A 19,254-nucleotide genomic window follows, 5' to 3' on the forward strand; every position below is an offset into this window, starting at 1 on the left:
ACCCGGCACACGCAACACGACTGGATTGTTGCATCGCACAAAATAGCTGTCAATCCCGCCCGTCCGAACCCGGCGCGGGCCAACGAAACGCGCTGCAGGAAAGGATTACCCGCATGTACATCATTGCGATTGCGTGGCTGTACGTGGTGCTGATGATGGCCGTGACAGAGCACAGCATCGTCGCCGCCGTGCTCACCGTGCTTTTTTACGGCGTCGCGCCGCTGGCGCTGTTCCTGTGGATTTTCGGCACGCCGGCGAGGCGGCGCGCGGCCGCGCGGCGGCCGCAACCGGAGGAGGACGGATCAGTGATGGGCGAAACCGTCGACGAAGTGGTGGATCAGCACGATGCTGCCGACGCCCAGCGAAATCAGTAGCACCTGCTGGATGGTGGCGCCGATCTCGGCACGTTTGTGCAGACCGGGAATCAGATCGGCCACCGCGACGTAGATCATGCTGGCCGCCGCAATGCACAAAAGATAGGGCACGGCGCCGCTCACCAGCGACAGCGCGAAGTAGGCGCCGACTGCGCCGACCAGGGTCGCCATGCTGGACAACAGGTTGAAAGCCAGCGCGCGCATGCGGCTCATGCCCGAATGCAGCAGCACCAGGTAATCGCCCACCTCCTGTGGAATTTCGTGCGCGACGATGGCGGTCGCGGTGACGATGCCCAGCGGAATGCTCTGCGAGAAGGCGGCGGCAATCAGCACACCATCGACGAAGTTATGGAAGGCGTCGCCGATCAGGATGAGCGAAGCTGCGCGCGCGCCGTCGCCGCCATGAGCGTGATCGTGGTGTGTCAGCGCGGCGTGGTCGTGGTGAGCGTGGTCGTGCCCTGCGTGCTGCGCCAGTTCCGCCGGATCGTGCGCCTCGCAACTGACCTCGTGACAGTGCCGCCACAGCACCAATTTCTCCAGCAGGAAGAAACCGAGGATGCCCGCCAGAAGCAGACTGGTGGCCAGTTCTACGCTTCCGACTTCCTCGATCGCCTGCGGCAGCACGCCGAGCAGAGCGGCGCCAAGCAGCGCGCCGACCGAGTAACTGATGAGCATCGGAATGCGCTGAAGATTGACGGCCATGCCGAACAGCGCGGCGGCACAGACGCTGATCGCACCGCCGACGAAAGAGGCAAGCACGATCCAGGCAAGGACAGACATGGGGGATTCGAAACTGAAAACGGTCTCTTATTATCCTTGATACGACGGTTCCGCGGCGAACGGGGTCGCACGATCTGCGATCCAGATCAGGCTGGCCATGCGTCCGCAACGGCCGTCGCGCCGGTAGGAATGGAAAAGTTCGCGCTGGCTCACGGTGCACAGCCCGCCGCCGTACACGGCCTGCACGCCCGCCGCTTCCAGCTCCAGCCGCGCCAGCGCGTAGATGTCGGCGTACAGTCGATCGCCCGAACCGGGGCGAAATGCGCGCGCCGCGCCGCGCAGCCGTTCGACGAATGCGGCGCGCACCTCCGGCCCGACCTCGAAAGCGTCGGGACCGATGGCCGGGCCCAACCAGGCGATCAGGTCGGCCGGCGCGCAGCCCATCCGCTCGACCGTACGTGTCAGCACGCCTGCAGCCAAGCCGCGCCAGCCCGCGTGCGCCGCTGCCACCACGCTGCCCTGGCGGTTGCAGAACAGTACCGGCAGACAATCGGCAGTCATCACCGCGCAGACGCGGTTCGGCCGGTGCGCGACCGAGGCGTCACCGGTACCGCAGCGCTGACGGTCGGCGTCCAGCACCTCCACGCCGTGAACCTGATCCAGCCACAGCGGCTCGGCCGGCAGGTGCGCATGCAGCAGCGCACGATTGGCGGCCACCGCCTGCGGGTCGTCGCCGACATGGGTCGCCGGATTGAACGGCCCGAAAGGCGGCGCGCTGACGCCGCCCAGCTTGGTCGTGACACAGGCGCGCACCGACGGCGGCGCCGGCCAGTCGGGCAGGATCAACGGCAGCGCGGCCGGCCTGCTCACGTGGCTATCCTCAGCCCGGTGATCAGGCCTTCCATATCGGCCGGCAGCGGCACTTCCCACTCGACTTCGTTGCCGCTCTTCGGATGGATGAGTCCGAGCCGCCAGGCATGCAACGCCTGGCGCGAGAAGCGTTCAGCCACGTTGCGCGGCGCATAGACCTCGTCGCCGAGCAGCGAGTGACCGATGTGCGCCATATGTACACGTATCTGGTGCGTGCGCCCCGTTTCCAGCCGGCACTCGATCAGCGTCGCGCCCTGCAGCGGTTCGCGCACGAAATAGTGGGTACGCGCTGGTTTGCCGCCCGCCTGCACCACGGCCATGCGGGTGCGCTGTACCGGATGCCGGCCGATGGCGGCATCGACCGTACCGTCCGTCCTCAGGTCGCCGGCCACCACCGCGACATAGCGGCGCGACACGGTACGCGCCTGCAGCTGGCGCACCAGGTCGGTCTGCGCTTCCAGCGTGCGGGCAACCACCAGCAGGCCGGTGGTGTCGCGGTCCAGCCGGTGCACGATGCCGGCGCGCGGCACCTGCGCCAGGCCGGGCACGCGATGCAGCAGCGCGTTGAGCAGCGTGCCATCCGGCACGCCATTGCCCGGATGCACCACCATGCCGGCCGGTTTGTTGATCACCAGCAGCGTGTCGTCCTCGAACACCACGTCGAGCGGAATGTCCTGGGGCGCGTGCACGGTGTCCGCCGGCAGACTGCCGGGGTCCAGTTCGAGTCGTTCGCCGGTGAAGGTGCGTCGACGCGCGTCGTTGCAGGTCTTCCCGTCCACCCGCACCCGGCCCTCGCGCAACCAGCCCTGCAGGCGGCTGCGCGAATACTGCGGCCAGACCCGGGCGAGCACGGCGTCCAGCCGGTCGCCGACCACGCCAGCCGGCACCGTCGCGCATATCGGGACTTGAGGCCGGTTCGCGGGCTGCTCGGCGATATAATCGTCGTCTTGCGTATCTTCCAGGGTCAAAGCGGTCATGTGGCGTAGTGTAGCGATACTGTGGGTGGCTCTGGCCGCCGGGTGCGGGCTCCTTCCCGATAAGATCGACGAAACCGCCAACTGGTCCGCCCAGCGCCTCTACACCGAGGCGAAGGAGTTGATGGGCGAAGGCTCGTACGAACAGGCGATCAAGCTGTACGAGAAGCTGGAAGCCAAATTCCCGTACGGCCGCTATGCGCAGCAGGCGCAGATCGAAGTTGCCTATGCCTATTACCGCCAGGGCGAGCGCGTACAGGCCGTCGCCGCCTGCGACCGCTTCATCCGGCTGCATCCGAACCACCCGAACGTCGACTACGTGTACTACCTGCGCGGCCTTGTTCACTTCAACGAAGACCTCGGCGTGATGAGCGTGCTGTCGCGCCAGGACATGACCGAGCGCGACCCCAAGGGCCTGCGCGATTCCTTCGATGCGTTGAAGGAACTGGTGACACGCTATCCGGAAAGCAAGTACACGCCGGATGCGACCATCCGCATGAACTACCTGGTCAATTCGCTGGCGGCGCACGAAGTGCACGTGGCGCGCTACTACATCAAGCGCGGCGCCTACCTTGCTGCGGCCAACCGCGCGCAGTTCGCGGTCAGCAACTATCAGCAGTCGCCGGCGGTCGAAGAAGCACTGTATATCCTGATGGTGGCCTACGAATCGCTGGGCCTGACAGACCTGCGCGACGACGCCCAGCGCGTCATGATGAAGAACTTCCCGCAGAGCGACTTCCTCGCGCGCGGCTTCAAGCGGCCGGGTGAGGACGACCCCTGGTGGAAGCTCTGGTAGGCATCGACTTTCGACACAGCAGGAGAACGTTCATGTACAGCAAGGTATTGCTCGCCTACGACGGTTCCGAATCGGGTCGCCGCGCACTGCTCGAATGCGCCGACATCAACGATCTGCTGCACGCCGAAATACACCTGCTGGCCGTCGCGCCGATCGCCGCGACGCTGTTCGTCGCCGAAGGCTTCGTCGCCGACGTGCCGCAGGAGGAAGAAAACGAGCGTTTCGCCGACGTGCTGAAGGAAGGCCTGGACCAGCTGAAAGCGCGCGGCGTCACTGCCGAAGGTCATCTCGTCACCGGCGACGCCGTGCGTGAAATCAGCCGCCTCGCGCACGAACTGCGCATCGACCTGATCGTGATCGGCCACACCCACCATGCCTCGCGTCTGGAGCGCTGGTGGAAGGGCTCGGTCGGCGCCTCGTTGGTCGAGGAAGCGCCGTGCAACATCCTCATCGTGGTACAGCCATCGGCATGAACGCAGCACGTGCGCCCTCGGCCGCCGCCCGTGACGGCGAGCGCGACTGGCAGCAGTACTCGGTACTCGTCGTCGATGACGAAGAGGGCATGCGCAGCTTCATCAGCCGCGCGCTCGGTTCGCGCTGCGGGCTGGTCGAGACGGCAGGCAGCGTCGAACACGCGCAGCAGCTGTTCGCCCGGCTGCACTTCGACCTCATCATCCTCGACATTTCGCTGCCCGGTCGCAGCGGCCTGGAGTGGCTCAACGAGCTGCGCGAACAGGGCCAGCAGTGCGATGTCATCCTGATCACCGCCTTTGCCGACATCGAAACCGCGATCAACGCGCTGCGCGCCGGCGCCTCGGATTTCATCCTCAAGCCCTTCCGCATCGACCAGATGATGAATGCGGTCGACCGCTGTTTCGACCGCGCCGGCCTGCTGCGCGAAAACTATGTGCTGCGCCGCGAGATCGCGCGCCAGACGGAGGGCGTCGAGGGCATGGTGGGCGAATCGCAGCCGGTACGCGAACTGGCCAGCGTGCTGCGCCGCGCCGCCGCGATGCCCAGCACGGTATTGCTGACCGGCGAATCCGGCGTCGGCAAGGAGGTCGCCGCACGCGCACTGCACCAGATGAGCCCCCGCGCCGCTGCACCCTTCGTGCCGGTCAACTGCGGCGCGATCAGCGCCGAGCTGATCGAGTCCGAGCTGTTCGGCCACGTGAAGGGCGCCTTCACCGGCGCCCAGGACAACAACCCGGGCCTGCTGTTCTACGCCCAGGGCGGCACCCTCTTCCTCGACGAGATTTCCGAACTGCCGGCGGCAATGCAGACCAAGCTGCTGCGCGTGCTCGAAGACCGCATGATCCGCCCGGTCGGTTCCACGCGCGAAGTGCCGGTGGACATCCGCGTCGTCGCCGCGACCAACCGTGACCTCGCGACCGAGGTACGCGCCGGCCGCTTCCGCCAGGATCTGTTCTACCGCCTCGACGTCGTGCGCATCACCATCCCGCCGTTGCGCGAGCGGCGCGAGGACGTGAAACTGCTGGTCGCCCACTTCATGGCCCAGCTGTCGTCACGACTGGGGGTGGCGCCCATCCCGCTCGACCGCGACACCATCGCCCGCATGGCGACCCACGACTGGCCGGGCAATATCCGCGAACTGCGCAACCTGGTCGAACGTGCCCTCATCCTTGGCTACTTCCCCACCGACGCCTTCGGCACCCTCACCCCGCCGCGCTCAGCAGAACCGGCTGCCGCGCTGGAAGACGTCGAGCGCAAGCACATCCTCGACGTGCTGGCCGCCTGCAGCGGCAACAAATCCGAAGCCGCCCGCCAGCTCGGCGTATCCCGCAAAACCATAGAACGCAAATGCGCGCAGTGGGGTGTCGCCGGATAAAAGCGACGCACTGCGTCGCTCCGGCGACACGGGTCGGCCATGCAGGGCCGAGCTCCCTCACAAGGAGTTCAGAAACGCACTGAGTGATTCCGACATCATCCGGCAACGCAGACCGGTCGCGAACGCCGGTCCGGCGTTCAGGCGTTCAGGCTGCCAGGTACTGCGCGTCCGCCAACGCCTGGCGCACGCCAATGACCGCACGAGCATCCAGCGCCTGCGCCCTCGCCTGCCCCGCGCAAAGCGCACCGCGGAAACCGAGATAGTCCGGGGCGAGTCGCGCCAACGATGCGATATGACCAACCCGCAACGAACCCGCCAGCCCGCACAGCAGCCCGCGCGCTCGGGCGCGCCCGACGAAGGCGGCGAGCCAATCGCTGCCGGCGACATCTGGCAGGCTGTGGCCGGTCTTCAGCGCGGTATCGACCATGACGCCGTCGAAACCGGCATCGGCCACCGCATCGACCAGATCCAGCGGCGGTGCGAGATCGGCGAACATGACCGCGATGCGCCGCGTTCCCGCCAGCGGCGTCAGACCGCTGAGGCAGGCATGCACCGCCGCGTAATCGCGACCGCCCTGCTGCCAGCCCGCAGGGAACAGGCCCGCCTTCACATAGTCGACACCGGTCGCGGCAATGAGCGCCATCGCGGCCTGAACGGCCTGCGCATCCGGTTGGATATTGCCGGCGGTGGCGCTGGTGAGCACACGTCCGGCGACGAAGGCGACGACGTCGCGGATCACCGCCGGCGGCAGCGCGCCGAGCGCGCCGTCGGCCGGCTGCTTCAGGTCTATCAGGTCGACCCCGGCGTCGAACACGATGCGCGCCTCGTCGAGGTCGCGCACGCTGGCCAGCGTGCGGATCACGCCTGCGCTCCGGCGCGGTGCGCGTCGATGCGTTCGACCAGCCAGCCCCAGGCTTCGAGTTCGGCCGGGCCGGCGGTCTTGTCGATGGCGATCTTGAGGTAAGCCAGTTCGGCGTCGATCTTGTCTATCGGCAGCATGTGCAGCCGGCTCACCAGGATGGCCGCCTCGATCACTGCCGACCGCGCGCGGTTGAAACCGGGGAAGGTGCCGTGACTCTCTTCGTGCACGGTGCGGCAGAACAGGCGCGGCCGCACCGCGTCCTCCTCGACCTCGACCAGTTCGAGCTCGCGGTGAGCCAGCGTATTCACGAGGCGGGCGCAGCCTATCTTCTCGGCCGCCTGAACCGGCCAGTCGCGGCGACCGGTCAGCGCACCGGCGAACACGCGCACGTCATCGGTGAAGTTCACCACTGCGATGCGCGTGGCGAGCACATTGTCCAGCGTGCCCGAGGGACGGAAGGGCGCGAGCACGGTCAGCCCGCGTTCCTCGCGCACGCCCAGCGGCGTGATGTGGGTGCGGCCCTGCACATCCACGGTGGTCAGTATGGTTTCCCAGATCATGCTTGGTCCTGTGTGTCGTCGGCCGGCGGCGGCGCGTCCGTCTGCCTGCGCTTCGTCTTGCGCTGCAGCGTGGTGCCGGGCGCGCAGTGCGCCATCAGATCCTGCTCCTTCTTCTCGACCGCGGCGCCCCACTGCAGTTCTTCGTCCTGCGCGTAACGGCGGCCGAGCTGCCAGGCGATCTGCGCGCGTGCCAGTTCGACGCCGAGGTAGAACGCGTGCCCGCCGTCCTCGGCGACATTCAGCCCGGGGTAGAGCGCGAACGGATCGGTATGCACCTGCAGGCCGTCGCGGTTGTAGATGTGTATGCCCTGCTCGCTCACCTGGATGCGGAAGTTCGGGTCGCGCACGGTGGCGGCGATCTCGGCGATCTCCTGCGGTGTGTCGGGAAAGGGGCGGCGCTGATGCGTGGTCATCAGGTCGTCGGAATAGTCGCGCGGCAGCGCGTTGTCCTCGCGCGCGGCGAACATGACGCGCCGTGCGATGTCGGCTTCCTTCACTGCGCGACGCGCGTGCGGACTCACTTCGGTCGCCAGCACGGCACCGATGCGCAGCTCGGAAATGATGCCGAACAGCAGCGCATTGATGCCGCTGGTATCGGCGTCGGTCAGTTCGGTCAGGTTGCCCACGCCCATCATCATCGGCACCTGGGGGTGCGAGCGTCGCAGTTCGTGATAGCGCACGATGGACGCCGTGAAACCGAAGTGGATGGGCTCGACGATGGGGTCGGCGTAAAAGGGCAGTCCGCGCGCCGTCATGATGTCCACCGCTTCGCGCAGCGAATCGAGGTCGCCCGGCGTCTCCGGAATCAGCACCGGAATGGCATCGACCTCGTCGGCCACCCACAACGTGCTCTTCTTCAGGCTCAGCAGATAGTCGGCACCCGCGTAGGCGCCGCGCAGCAGGTCGTCGGTGTTGAGCGAATCGATGCTGACCTGGAAGCCCTCGGCCTTCAGCGCACGGATGCAGTCCTCCATGTGCGGGAAGGGTGTGTCCGGCAGGCAACCGATGTCGATCACGTCAGCGCCGTCGCGGCGGTAGCGGCGCGCGGTGGCGAGCACGGTGTCGACGTCGACCTGCGGCGCATCGACGATTTCGGCAAAGATGAGCACGTCGTGCTGCGTCAGCTCGCGCTTCTTCGCCTTGCGGCCGAAGTGCTGCGGCAGGTCCTTCACCTCGTCCGGCCCGCGCTGCACCGGAAGGCCGAAGTGCTGCGACAGCGCGTCGAGATCACCGCGGCAGCGGCCGGGCACGATGATGCGGTCGGCATCGACCGGCGCCGGCACGCGGCGGCGGATCAGCTCGGCCGTCATCAGGCCGGCCACGTTGATGCCGACGTCGAGCACGCGCGCCTCGAAGGGCAGCGGCTGCATGTCATCGAGGATGCGCTGCAGGCTCTTCAGCGCCAGATGCCCGGTCAGGAAGAGGATGCGTTCGGCGCGGACGTCTTGTTCAGCCATGCCGGAGTTCGTCGCTCATCGGATCGTCGATCGCGCGATCAACGACCGACGGCCGCAAGTCTCTGCCTGAGCGCACTCTGCAGTTCCTCAACGCTCTTCACCACGGTGACGCCTTCGAAACCGGCCAGGCGCCCGGTGTGCTCGAGGTCGATCGAGCGCGGGTACAGCGTCACCCATTCGCTCGGCGATTCGGTGATCACCACCGGCTCGTTGTCGCAGGCGAACACGATGATGGGAATGCGCAGCTTGCCGGCCTGGGCGAAGATGTTGGTGACCAGCGTGTCGGAGATGCCGAGCGCGCATTTGGCCACGGTGTTCGAGGTGGCCGGGGCGATCACCACCGTGTGGTACTGCCCCTGGTAGAACAGCCCGACCGGCGCCGCGCTCGCCGTGCTGTCACGGAAGATGCGGTAGCGCTTCTTCATGTCGGCCAGCGGGTAACCGTACATGTTCAGCACCTCCTCGCCGGCGCGCGACATGAAGAGGTCGATGCGGTCGAGCGTGTCGGCGAACTCCAGCGACTCCTTCAGGAAGTGGCCGGAACCGGTCAGCCCCCAGGCGATGCGCGCATCGGGCAGGACCTCGGCTTCGTCCGGGATGTCGTTCAGGCGCGGATCAGTAGCCATCGCCGGCCTGCGTGTCGGTGTCGATGTCCAGACGTTTCATCTTCCGGTAGACGGTGTTTCGGCTGACGCCGAGTTCGCGCGCCAGTCCGGCAATGTTCCAGCGGTGGCGGCGCAGCTCCGACAGCAGCGCGTCGCGCTCGGCCGACTGTAGCGGATTGAGGTTGCTCGGCGTCGACTGCACGGGCTCGCCCGTCGTGTCGGTCGGGTGGGCGGCCGGTGCGACGGCGGGCATCGGTTCCGGCGCATCCATCAGTTCCGGCGGCATGTCGCGCAGCGTGATTTCCGGACCGTCGCACAACGCGACCAGCGTGCGCAGCACGTAGCGCATCTGGCGGATGTTGCCCGGCCAGCGGAAGCGGTCCAGCACCTGCATGGCCGCCTGACCCAGCCGTATCGGCGGGTGCCGGCCGGCGCTTTCCTCGGTCAGGCAGCGCTCGATCAGCGCACGGCGGTCGGTGCGGTCGCGCAGCGCCGGCAGCGTCACTTCCATGCCGCGCAGCCGGTAGTAGAGGTCCTCGCGGAAGCTGCCCTCGCGCACCATGGCGCGCAGGTCGCGGTGCGTCGCGCACACCAGCTGCAGATCGACCGGCACCGCGTTCTCGCCGCCCAGCGGCGTCACCTTGCGCTCTTCGAGCACCCGCAGCAGACGGGCCTGCAGTTGCAGCGGCATGTCGCCGATCTCGTCGAGGAAGAGCGTGCCGCCGTCCGCCTGCAGCACCTTGCCGCGACGGCCGTCGCGGTTGGCACCGGTGAATGCGCCCTGCTTGTAGCCGAACAGTTCGGATTCGATCAGCGCTTCCGGCAGCGACGCACAGTTGATGGCGACGAAGGGCCCGCGCGCACGCTGGCTCGACGCGTGGAAGGCACGCGCGAACACTTCCTTGCCGGTGCCGGTTTCGCCGGAAATGAGCAGCGGAATGTCGCGATCGAGAATGCGCATCGCGCTGTGCACGTTGCCGGCCATGCGCAGGTCGCCGAGGTCGAGTTCGGCCAGCGCCTGCGCGGCCGACGCCGAATCGGTGCCGCGCGTGCCGGCCTGGGCGCGGTTGCGCGCCGGCTGCTGCGCCAGCAGGTGCCAGGTCTGGTGCTGCGGCATCGACAGCGTGAGCGGATGGAAGCCGGAACGGAAGGTGCGCGACAGCAGTTCCGGCAGCGACTGGCCGAAGAATTCGGTCACTTCGCGCCCGAGCAGCGCCTCGCCCTCCGGCGACAGCAGTTCGAAGGCGGTGTGGTTGGCTTCGATCACCTCGCCTTCCGGCGTCAGCGCCAGCATGCCGTCCACCGCGGTCAGCACGCGTCCGGCATGGGCGTGGAAGCGGATGATGTAGTCGGTGGCGTGGCGCGCGCGGAAAGCGCGGTGCTCGATCACGCGGGCCGAGCGCTCGACCAGGGCGCGCAGCGCCCGGGCACCGCCCGGCGCCAGCGAGCAGACCGCGAGCACCGCGGCGACTTCGCCAACGCCGTCGTAGATCGGGGCAGCGGCGCACACCATGTCGGTATGGCGGGCGAAGAAATGTTCCTCGCGCGAAATGACCAGAGAATGGCGTTCGGTCAGTACGGTGCCGATGCCGTTGGTGCCCTGGATGTCCTCGCTCCAGCGCGCGCCCTCGACCAGCCCGCGCAGCGACGCTTCGCGCGCGAAACCGGGATGGCGCACGATGCTGACGATGACGCCTTCGGCATCGGCCAGCACCAGCGCGGAATTGGGATCGTCGAGCTGGCGGTGCAGCGTCTGCATCTCCGGCACCGCGCTGTCCATCACCTCGCCCAGCTTGTCGCCGCGCTCGCGCCAGGCCTGCGGCGCCAGCGGCGGCGGCGCGTCTTCGGCGGCGGGATCGAGGCCCAGTTCATGGAAGCAGCGCAGCCACGAACGGGCCACCAGTTCATGGCCGGACGGGCGCTGCGGGCGGCTGATGATGGCGTGCACCGAACGGACGTGTTCAGCCACCTGATTGGATGACACCATGTATTCGAACCTTGGGAACCGGTAGCGGCGGACGCGGGAAAAAGCGCTCAATGGTACCACCCGCCCCGGAACACCCGCCAGCCAAGGCCGGGCGGAGGACGTGTGCGGCCTGTGCCCATTCTGGCGCGCCGGTGTCGCGAAAGACGGGCACTGTGCTCCGCAGCCCGATATGTGCAGCGGCCGTGTGGTATCGGCGCATTGTGCAGGCGGTGATGCCTTGGCAGCGAGTTGGCTTCCGACGGTGACCTGAGCCGAAGCCGCGTCGCGGCCAAGGCCGCTCCCACTGGGGAGGTGCCCGACCTGCCGCCAGCGCCAGGGCCGGAGTTCTGTGGGAGGGGTCTTCTGACCCCGACGCCGCCTGAATCGAGGCAGGCGGACAGCGACGGCCGCATCGCGGCCATGGCCGCTCCCAAAGGTCAGTCGTAGATCTCGGTCGACATCGCCCCGGGGTCGGCGCCCGAGGCCAGCAGGTGGGCCACCGCCAGTCGCTGCTTGCGGAACACCGCCCAGTACAGCGCATTGAAGCCGGCCCGGTCCGGGAGATTGGGGTCGAAGCCGGCGGCCAGCAACTGGTCGAGCACGCGTACATGACCCAGCGAGGCGGCCAGCGACAGGGCGTGCCGGCCCAGTTCGCGCTCATAGACCAGCCAATCCGGGCGCGCACGCACCAGTTCGGCCACCACCTCGGCGCGATCCAGCATCACGGCGTCTATCATCGGCACGTGCCCGTTCGCGCTCTTCGCGTCGACGTCGGCACCGGCGCGCAACAGCAGCGCGACGACCTTGTGATGGCCGGCCAGTGCGGCGGCGCCGAGCGGGGTGAAACCCGACGCGCCCTTGCGGTCGACATGTGCGCCGGCGGCCAGCAGTGCGCGCACCGTTTCGGTCTCGCCGGCAGCGGCGGCACGCGCCAGCACGCTGTCGCCCCACACGTCGCGCACATTCGGTGCGGCGCCCGACTTGAGCAGCCGATTCACGGCCGCCCAGTCGCCACGGCGGGCCGCCGACAGCATCGCGTAATCGGCGCTGCGGTAGTCGCGCGGGCCGGCGTCGTCGCCGGTGCGACGCATGTCGGCGTACTCGATCGGTGTGGTGGGCATCGCCGCGCGCGGGCGCGCAGGTTCAGCGATCACGCCCTGCCACTCCGGCGGCAACTCCTGTGCGCCCACGGCGCCGGCACATGCCAGCAGCACGCAGGCTGCGATCTTCCGTGCATTCATCATGTTTCTCCTGCCAGATCCCGGCCGGCTTCGTGCGCGCGCAGCGCCGCCAGCCGCGCCACGGCCTGCGCGCGATTGGTCACGTCGAGCTTGCGCAGGATCTTCTGGATATGGTTCTTCACGGTGAGCGGGCTGATGTCGAGGATCTGCCCGATTTCATGGTTGGTCTTGCCCTCGCGTACCCAGTCGAGCACCTGCAGTTCGCGCGCGCTCAGCGTCAGCGGCGAGCTGTAGCGGCCGTTCGCGCGCTCGGCGCCCTCGCGCCGCTCGAATTCGGTGATGCGCAGCAGCGCCAGGTGCAGATTGGGCATCAGCAGTTCGATGCGGCGGGCGTCCTGATCGGTCGGCGCATCGGGCATGCCGAGCAGCGCGAAGAAGGTCGACTGCTCGCCGCGCGCCTCGCGGCAACCGTGCGCCAGCGCGTGCTGCAGCCCGAGTGTGCGCAGCGCGGCGGCACCGCTGCGGCCGCGCACGCCACCGCCGTAGGCGAGCGGCTCGCGCGCGCCGGCGCGCCAGTCGTCGAGCAGGCGCGCCATCAGCCCGGAGGCCGGATCGATCAGTCTCGACTCGTATTCGGGTGACAGTACCGAGCGCGAGAACACCGAAGCGCGGTAGTCGCCGCGCTCGATGTCGCCACAGGCGCAGAGCAGCGTTTCGTGCGGCAGAAAGGTCTGCAGCGAACCCTGCGCCCACAGAAAGAACTGGAAGCGCTTGACGACCCGGATCGAGGTTTCGATCGTAAACAGCAATAGCTGCACGTCGATCTGATCCTGCGCGAGCGGATCTGTCATGTAGAAACCGGGATGGAAGCAGCCTTGTGGCCGTCGTTCGAATGAAGCCTGTCCGATGCCGCAACAGACGCGCCGGCGGTTGCAACACTTTGCAACAACCGGCGCGGATTCTTGCAGCCGAATGTTTCAGCGGGGTGACGACGGCACCGGCGTGCGCGGCAGCGGCATCTGCACCTCCTGTTCGTGACGCCAGCGCCGTGCCATCAGCGCGGCAAGAATTTCGCTCCAGCGGCTGAATACGAAGAAGTGTCCCTCGCCGGCCAGCAGCCGCACGCTGGCCTGCGGAAACAGGAAGGCGAGCCGACTGGCGCAGTCGGCCGGTACGATGGCGTCGTCGCAGCCCTGCACGATCTCGACGGTGCCCGGATAGTTCTGCAGCGTGAGTTGCCAGTCGGAGGCGGCAATCGCCAGATCGCGGACGATGGCGGCCGCGCCCTGGCGGGCGGCGCTCGGCAGATCGTCGAAGAACATGTCGTGGATGTCCGCGCGTGCCAGTTCTGCGCGGTCGGCCTCGCCGACCAGCCGGCACATGGCCGACAGGTAGGTCCTGGGCCACAGCGCGGCAACGACGGCCAGCGGCTCGATCAGCAGCCTGGCGAGGCGGGGGGTGCGCACCGCGAGGCGGACCATCACCGCTTCGAAAGGATGCAGTTTGAGCGCATCCGCCGAGGCGCCGTACCCGGGCGCCACGCCGCTGACCAGCACCAGTCGCGACACCCGCTCACCGAACTCCGCCACCAGCGCGCAGGCGAATGGCGCGCCGCCGGACACACCGCCGACCGCGAAGTCGCCCAGCTTCAGGTGATCGACCAGCGCGCCGACGTCCTGCCGCCATTGCGCCAGACCCCAGCCGGGCGCGCCATCGGACAGGCCGTAGCCGGCACGGTCGGGCACGATGAGGCGCGCGTGCCGCTCGCTGGTGAGCGCATCGAAGGGCGGCACCTGACGGCGCGAACCCGGAACGCCGTGACACAGGATGACCGGATAGCCGAACGGATCACCGTACTCGGCCCAGGCCAGTCGCCGCCGATCCGGCAGAAGCATGCTGCGCTCGTCCACGCAGGCTCCATGACATGAAGATTGACACGGGCAGTCTGCGCGCGGCGTATTTCAGCTTCGGGACAATGCAGTACAAAAAAGAACCCGCCTTGCGGCGGGCCCAGGACAACGAACGAGCGAAGCGGATCAGTTCTGGTCGAGACTGCCCATCGCGCGCGGGAAGGTGACGACGCCCCAGGGCAGCTTCTTGTCCTCGATCTTGCCGGTGACTTCGAGCTTCTCCGCATCGATGATCACCACTGCATCCGAACGGCCGCAGGCCACGAGAATCTGCTTCTCGTCCGGCGTGAAGGTGAAGTGCCAGCAGCGCTCGGCGTTCAGCGGAACGTCCTTGATCTTGGCGAAGGTCTTCGCGTCGTACACCTCAAGCGCCTTGGCCCGGGCGGTGGCGACAAACAGGCGTTCGCCCTTGCTGTCGAAGGCGACACCGTAGGGCGTCTGGCCGGTGGCGACCGTCTTGACCGGGTTCAGCTTGTCGTCGAGCACCAGGAAGTTGTTGCCGAACTCCAGCGTCGCGATGAAGGTCTTGCCGTCCGGCGACAGCTTGATGCCGCGCGGACGGGCACCGTGCTTCTCGACGTCGACCTTCTTCAGCAGCTTGCCGGTCTTGATGTCGTGCAGCGTCAGCGTGTTGTCGGCCTCGTTGGTCACCACCAGACGCTTGCCGTCGGCGGTGAATTCGATGCCTTCGGTTTCCGGACCGCCAACGATGTTGCGGATCACCTTGCCCTTCTTCAGGTCGATCACCGCGACCTTGGCCGGTTCCTTGTCATCGTCGTCATCGTCGTCGTGACCGTGGCCGCCTTCCTTGCCGCCAGCCTTCTTGTCATCATCCTTCTTTTCCGCGCCCGGCTTGGGCGGCGGGCCCAGCTTCGACGTCGGCTCGAAGGATACGAAGGCCATGTTGCCGCGCACCCGTACGAATTCCGGGTTCTTGCCTATCTTGACGCGCTTGGTCACCTTGCCGCTGGCGGTGTCGATCAGTGCGATGTCGCCGGTTTCGCGCACGGCAACCACCAGCGTCTTGCCGTCGTCGGTGACGCCCAGGCCGCGCGGCACCTTGCCGCCCACCTCGTATTCGCCGGTGACCTCCATCTTCGCCAGATCGATGATGGAAATGCCGCCGTCCTGGTTGCTCACGTAGGCGGTGCCGGCAGCCTGCACCAGACCTGCACCCGCCATCATCGAGAACAGCGCAGCCGGAATCAGGCCGCGCATCGCGGATTTGAGCTTCATGGGGAATCCTCCGTCGTTTTCTTGTCGTGTGCCGAACCGGCAGCGTCGCGCAGTATAGAGAGCGGAATGCGCCATCAGGTTCAGGATTTCCGCGAATCGGTCACGGCCGCAGCACGGGAAATCCTCCCTCACAAGGTGTCGCAGGCGCCCGATCCGGACAAGGGAAAACATCCCGGCCGCCTGCAACGGTAGAATGCCGGGTTTTACGCAATTCGGCCGGTACCTACCATGGAAGCAGAACGCCTCAACGCCATCGCCAATCACCTGACCGACCTGCAATCGCGGGCCGGCGAACTGCGGAGGTATCTTTGACTACGATGCCAAGGCATCGCGGCTCGAAGAAGTAGAACGCGCACTCGAGGACCCGACGGTCTGGAACGACGCCGCGCGCGCGCAGGAACTGGGCAAGGAAAAGCACGGACTGGAAGCGGTCGTGCGCACGCTGGAATCGATCGACGCCCGCCTGGCCGACACCCGTGACCTGTTCGAACTCGCCCGCGAAGAAGCGGACGAGGACACCGTGGTCGCCATCGAAGCGGACAAGGAAAAGATCGAAGCCGACGTCGCTGGCCTCGAATTTCGCCGCATGTTCAACAACCCGCAGGACCCGAGCAACTGCTTCCTGGAAATCCAGGCCGGCGCCGGCGGCACCGAAGCGCAGGACTGGGCGTCGATGCTGCTGCGCATGTACGTGAAGTACTGCGAACGCAAGGGTTTCGGCGTCGAGGTACTGGAAGAGTCCGAAGGCGAAGTCGCCGGTATCAAGAGCGCCACGCTGAAGATCAGCGCCGAATACGCCTACGGCACGCTGCGCACCGAAACCGGCATCCATCGGCTGGTGCGCAAGAGCCCCTTCGATTCCGGTGCGCGTCGCCACACCAGCTTTTCCAGCGTGTTCGTGTACCCGGAAGTCGATGACTCGATCGAGGTCGACATCAACCCGGCCGATCTGCGCGTCGACACCTTCCGCGCCTCCGGCGCCGGCGGTCAGCACATCAACAAGACCGATTCGGCCATCCGCATCACGCACGTGCCGACCGGCATCGTCGTGCAGTGCCAGAACGACCGCTCGCAGCACAAGAACCGTGCCGAAGCGATGGCCATGCTGAAGTCTCGGCTGTACGAAGCCGAACTGCGCAAGCGCCAGGCGGCACAGCAGGCGCTGGAAGACACCAAGAGCGACATCGGCTGGGGTCACCAGATCCGCTCCTACGTGCTCGACCAGAGCCGCATCAAGGACCTGCGCACCAATCACGAAGTCGGCAACACGCAGGCCGTGCTCGACGGCGACCTCGACGGCTTCATCCAGGCCAGCCTGAAACAGGGCGTCTGACGGTGCGTTTCCTGCTGCGCGCCGTGATGTTCGGCGTCGCGCTGAGCGTCGCCGCCCTGTTGCTTGCACTGTGGGCGGCGCTCGACAGCGCACCGTCGATCACCGACGCGCAGGCGGTCATCTCCGCCCGCTCGGCCGAGCGGGCCGCCAAGCGGCTGGGCGAACTCGACCCGCGCCGGCTGCGCGACGGCGAGCGCCGCAGCATCGTGCTGGCGACCGACGAAGTGCAGGCCCTGCTGCAGATCGCGGCGAAGCGGCTGCCGGACACGCGGGCGCAGGCGGTCAGCGTCGACGGGCAGATGAATCTGCGTACCGCCACCGCACTACCCGGCACCCTCTGGCTCAATATCGACGCGCCCGTCGTCATCGCCGACGGCGAGCCGCGGCTGAACGGACTGCAGATCGGCAGTCTGTCGCTACCAGCCCCGATCGCACGCACCGCCTTCGCAGCCGCCCTGCCCTGGCTGCTGCGCCAGTTCGGCTATGGCGGCGATCCGGCTCTGCTGTCCGAGGTCGTGCGCGGCGCACGGATTTCGCGCGATGGGCTGCGCATCGACTACGCACTGAGCAGGCAGGTGGCTGCCGAGGGCATGCGCGCGCTGCTGCCGGCCGGCGAAGCTGAGCGGCTGGCCGCCTATCACGCCGAGTTGCGCACCGCCGTACTCGCGCTGCGCGAAGGCGGCGCAGCGCGCGACGTCGACAGCCTGCCGCCGGTGCTGCAGCGACTGTTCGCACTGGCACAGACGCGCGGCGGCGACACGGTCGCCGAACAACGCTCGGCCCTGCTCGCACTGGCGCTGCACGTGAATGGCCGCTCGCCTGCCCTGCTGATACCGGCCGCCGCCGACTGGCCACCGGTTCCGCGCCAGGTGCTGACGCTGCACGGACGTGAGGACCTGACGCAGCACTTCGTCGGTTCCGCACTGATTGCCGCCCACGCCGGCGCTCAGTGGGCGAACGCGATCGGCCTGTCGAAGGAAATACGCGACGCGCGCGGCGGCAGCGGTTTTTCCTTCACCGATCTGCTGGCCGACCGTGCCGGCACCCGTCTCGGCGAACGCATCGCCGCCGGCGACGACGCAGTGAGCCGCATACTCGGCGGCGATCCGGCGACCGAAGACCTGTTGCCGTCGATCGCGGGCCTTGCTGAATTCATGCCGGAAGCGGCATTCCAGCGTCGTTTCGGTGGCGTCGGCGCGCCCGCCTACAACGCGGTGCTGGCCGACATCGACGCGCGCATCGCCGCACTGGAGCTGTACAAGTGAGCATCGACAACGCTGCCGGCTTCACCGACTTCCTCGCCCCCGGCGTCGATGCCGACGAAGTGCCCGAACTGGACCGACTGCTGCGCGCGCGTCCGATGCTGGCCGCCTTCACCACGCTGTTCCACGGCTCGGAAGCCGAGGTGCTGATGCGCGTGATGGTGCTGGGCGAGATCGGCCGCACCGCTGACATGCCGCGCTGGTCGCCAGACGCGCTGCGTGCCCGCTTCGCCTTCATCGATCCGGTCAAGCTCGAAACGGTGCTGCGCCGGCTGCGCGACCACGCGCTGCTGCTGATCGCCGATGGCCAGTACCTGCTGTCCGACGTCGGCCGCAATGCCTGCGCCGCACTCACCATGCTGCTCGAACTGTCGGGCGACGAGGACGTCGAGCTGGGCTTCCTGACCGCCCAGCTCGCGGGTCTGCAGGCGGTCGATGGCGATACCGGCGAAGCGCTGCAGCAGTTGCTGGGCAAGCTGAACGACCTCACGCTGCACTTCGAGGACGCCATCGCCTCCGGCTCCGAATTCCGCATCCTGTCGGCGCGCCGCCGGCTCGCCGCCAACGCGCGCTGGCTGGATCGCGGCACGCTGCTGCTGCGTGAACTGCTGGCCGACGAGGACATCCCGTTCGAGCGCGCCAGTCTGGCGCAGCGCATCGGTCTGGCGCAGTCGCGGCTGGCGCGGGTCGATGCCTCCTTCCAGCGCGCGCTGAACAAGATCGAGTCGCAGCGCGTGACGCTGGGCGGCTCCGGCATCTCGTCGTCCGACGTGGCCAGCTGGCTGCGCGGGCTGGATGCGGCCGCACTGGCCGGTCTGTGCGCCGACGCGCTGACGCCCTGCCCCGATCTCACGCTGCTGGCCGGCGGCCACGAACTGCTGGACCGCGCCGAGCCGGCCGCCGCCAACGAACCGGTGCCGGAAGCCGGCACCTCCGCGCTGCCGGCGCCGGACGAAGCGCCGGTCGCACCGGCGCCGCAGATGGAAGACCTGCGCCTGCTCGAACTGTTCGGCCAGCGCATCGAACGCCTCAGCGCGCCGTCGTCGCTTGCCGACGTGGTGCCCGGCGGCAGCTTCGCCCAGGCTTCCTACCGCATGTCGCTGCTGGCGCTGCTGCGCGACAGCGACGCCGACGGCATGCGCGAAGCCGGCGAGGGCCCGATCGCCGACTTCCTGCGCATGCCGGTGGACGTGCGCTTCAGCGAAGACATCCAGCCGGTCGACGACGACAACGTCGCCGCCATCACGGTCGGCGAAGTCGCGCCGCGGATGACGAATCAACCCTGACCTGACGCGAGTG

General features: G+C 67.7%; 19 protein-coding genes. 7 read left to right on the forward strand and 12 right to left on the reverse strand.

Features of this window, described 5'->3' with window-relative positions:
* The first annotated feature begins 113 nt into the window (after nt 1–113).
* The gene (locus AC51BJ_RS04460) at nt 114–374 is read left to right on the forward strand and encodes a hypothetical protein (RefSeq protein ID WP_019917672.1); all 261 of its coding nucleotides are present in this window, start codon (nt 114–116) and stop codon (nt 372–374) included.
* On the opposite strand, the gene AC51BJ_RS04465 is transcribed toward AC51BJ_RS04460, so the two are convergent.
* The 3 genes from AC51BJ_RS04465 to rluD are packed head-to-tail and all read right to left on the reverse strand — an operon-like array spanning nt 303 to nt 2,941.
* On the reverse strand, nt 303–1,154 hold the full coding sequence (locus AC51BJ_RS04465) for a ZIP family metal transporter (RefSeq protein ID WP_496279453.1): 852 nt from the start codon (nt 1,152–1,154) through the stop codon (nt 303–305). The two genes, AC51BJ_RS04460 and AC51BJ_RS04465, sit on opposite strands and share 72 nt — an antisense overlap.
* Nucleotides 1,155–1,184: 30 nt before the next feature.
* Entirely contained in the window at nt 1,185–1,964 is a 780-nt protein-coding gene (gene pgeF / locus AC51BJ_RS04470; protein ID WP_496279454.1) for a peptidoglycan editing factor PgeF, read from the reverse strand.
* Nucleotides 1,961–2,941 carry a 23S rRNA pseudouridine(1911/1915/1917) synthase RluD gene (gene rluD / locus AC51BJ_RS04475; protein ID WP_496279455.1) on the reverse strand — a complete coding sequence of 327 codons (981 nt, stop codon included), beginning with the start codon at nt 2,939–2,941 and terminating at the stop codon, nt 1,961–1,963. The genes pgeF and rluD overlap by 4 nt, the downstream gene beginning before the upstream one ends.
* On the opposite strand from rluD, the gene AC51BJ_RS04480 reads away from it, so the two are divergent.
* Genes AC51BJ_RS04480 through AC51BJ_RS04490 form a run of 3 tightly spaced genes read left to right on the forward strand, consistent with a single transcriptional unit; the run spans nt 2,940 to nt 5,583 of the window.
* Nucleotides 2,940–3,734, forward strand: coding sequence for an outer membrane protein assembly factor BamD (locus AC51BJ_RS04480; RefSeq protein ID WP_496279456.1), 795 nt, complete (start codon nt 2,940–2,942; stop codon nt 3,732–3,734). The genes rluD and AC51BJ_RS04480 overlap by 2 nt on opposite strands.
* A gap of 32 nt (nt 3,735–3,766) precedes the next feature.
* Nucleotides 3,767–4,207: a universal stress protein gene (locus tag AC51BJ_RS04485; protein WP_304007133.1), complete on the forward strand. Its 441-nt coding sequence runs from the start codon at nt 3,767–3,769 to the stop codon at nt 4,205–4,207.
* Complete coding sequence (locus tag AC51BJ_RS04490; protein WP_496279457.1) at nt 4,204–5,583, forward strand: sigma-54-dependent transcriptional regulator; 1,380 nt, start codon at nt 4,204–4,206, stop codon at nt 5,581–5,583. Before AC51BJ_RS04485 ends, AC51BJ_RS04490 begins: the two co-directional genes overlap by 4 nt.
* A 145-nt stretch (nt 5,584–5,728) precedes the next feature.
* Here AC51BJ_RS04490 and AC51BJ_RS04495 read toward each other — a convergent pair whose 3' ends face one another.
* From AC51BJ_RS04495 to AC51BJ_RS04535, 9 genes are all read right to left on the reverse strand, one after another.
* Nucleotides 5,729–6,445, reverse strand: coding sequence for a (5-formylfuran-3-yl)methyl phosphate synthase (locus tag AC51BJ_RS04495; RefSeq protein WP_496279458.1), 717 nt, complete (start codon nt 6,443–6,445; stop codon nt 5,729–5,731).
* Nucleotides 6,442–7,005 carry a DUF447 domain-containing protein gene (locus tag AC51BJ_RS04500; RefSeq protein WP_496279459.1) on the reverse strand — a complete coding sequence of 188 codons (564 nt, stop codon included), beginning with the start codon at nt 7,003–7,005 and terminating at the stop codon, nt 6,442–6,444. The genes AC51BJ_RS04495 and AC51BJ_RS04500 overlap by 4 nt, the downstream gene beginning before the upstream one ends.
* On the reverse strand, nt 7,002–8,462 hold the full coding sequence (locus AC51BJ_RS04505; protein WP_496279460.1) for a DUF6513 domain-containing protein: 1,461 nt from the start codon (nt 8,460–8,462) through the stop codon (nt 7,002–7,004). Before AC51BJ_RS04505 ends, AC51BJ_RS04500 begins: the two co-directional genes overlap by 4 nt.
* A 38-nt stretch (nt 8,463–8,500) precedes the next feature.
* Nucleotides 8,501–9,088, reverse strand: a complete 588-nt coding sequence (locus tag AC51BJ_RS04510) for a flavoprotein (protein ID WP_019917657.1) — start codon at nt 9,086–9,088, stop codon at nt 8,501–8,503.
* Nucleotides 9,078–11,054, reverse strand: coding sequence for a sigma-54-dependent Fis family transcriptional regulator (locus AC51BJ_RS04515; protein WP_496279461.1), 1,977 nt, complete (start codon nt 11,052–11,054; stop codon nt 9,078–9,080). Before AC51BJ_RS04515 ends, AC51BJ_RS04510 begins: the two co-directional genes overlap by 11 nt.
* A 416-nt stretch (nt 11,055–11,470) precedes the next feature.
* A complete protein-coding gene (locus tag AC51BJ_RS04520; RefSeq protein WP_496279462.1) occupies nt 11,471–12,277 on the reverse strand; it encodes an ankyrin repeat domain-containing protein in 807 nt (268 codons plus the stop codon).
* Nucleotides 12,274–13,065 (reverse strand): XrtB/PEP-CTERM-associated transcriptional regulator EpsA, encoded by a 792-nt coding sequence (gene epsA / locus AC51BJ_RS04525; protein ID WP_020165179.1) that lies wholly within the window; start codon nt 13,063–13,065, stop codon nt 12,274–12,276. Before epsA ends, AC51BJ_RS04520 begins: the two co-directional genes overlap by 4 nt.
* Before the next feature lie 126 nt (nt 13,066–13,191).
* Nucleotides 13,192–14,109 carry an alpha/beta fold hydrolase gene (locus AC51BJ_RS04530; protein WP_430434510.1) on the reverse strand — a complete coding sequence of 306 codons (918 nt, stop codon included), beginning with the start codon at nt 14,107–14,109 and terminating at the stop codon, nt 13,192–13,194.
* Nucleotides 14,110–14,250: 141 nt separating this feature from the next.
* Entirely contained in the window at nt 14,251–15,360 is a 1,110-nt protein-coding gene (locus AC51BJ_RS04535; RefSeq protein WP_496279463.1) for a YVTN family beta-propeller repeat protein, read from the reverse strand.
* A gap of 228 nt (nt 15,361–15,588) precedes the next feature.
* On the opposite strand from AC51BJ_RS04535, the gene prfB reads away from it, so the two are divergent.
* The 3 genes from prfB (at nt 15,589) to AC51BJ_RS04550 (ending at nt 19,241) form a co-directional block, all read left to right on the forward strand.
* Nucleotides 15,589–16,693, forward strand: a protein-coding gene (gene prfB, locus AC51BJ_RS04540) for a peptide chain release factor 2 (protein ID WP_496279464.1) whose coding sequence is annotated in 2 segments (ribosomal slippage) — nt 15,589–15,669 and nt 15,671–16,693 — 1,104 coding nt in all. Because the reading frame shifts where the segments join, the coding sequence is not laid out codon by codon here.
* Between the two features lie 2 nt (nt 16,694–16,695).
* Nucleotides 16,696–17,958, forward strand: coding sequence for a hypothetical protein (locus AC51BJ_RS04545; RefSeq protein ID WP_496279465.1), 1,263 nt, complete (start codon nt 16,696–16,698; stop codon nt 17,956–17,958).
* On the forward strand, nt 17,955–19,241 hold the full coding sequence (locus AC51BJ_RS04550; RefSeq protein WP_496279466.1) for a hypothetical protein: 1,287 nt from the start codon (nt 17,955–17,957) through the stop codon (nt 19,239–19,241). The genes AC51BJ_RS04545 and AC51BJ_RS04550 overlap by 4 nt, the downstream gene beginning before the upstream one ends.
* The last annotated feature ends 13 nt before the right edge of the window (nt 19,242–19,254 follow it).

The organism is Methyloversatilis sp. S146-33, assembly GCF_059552495.1.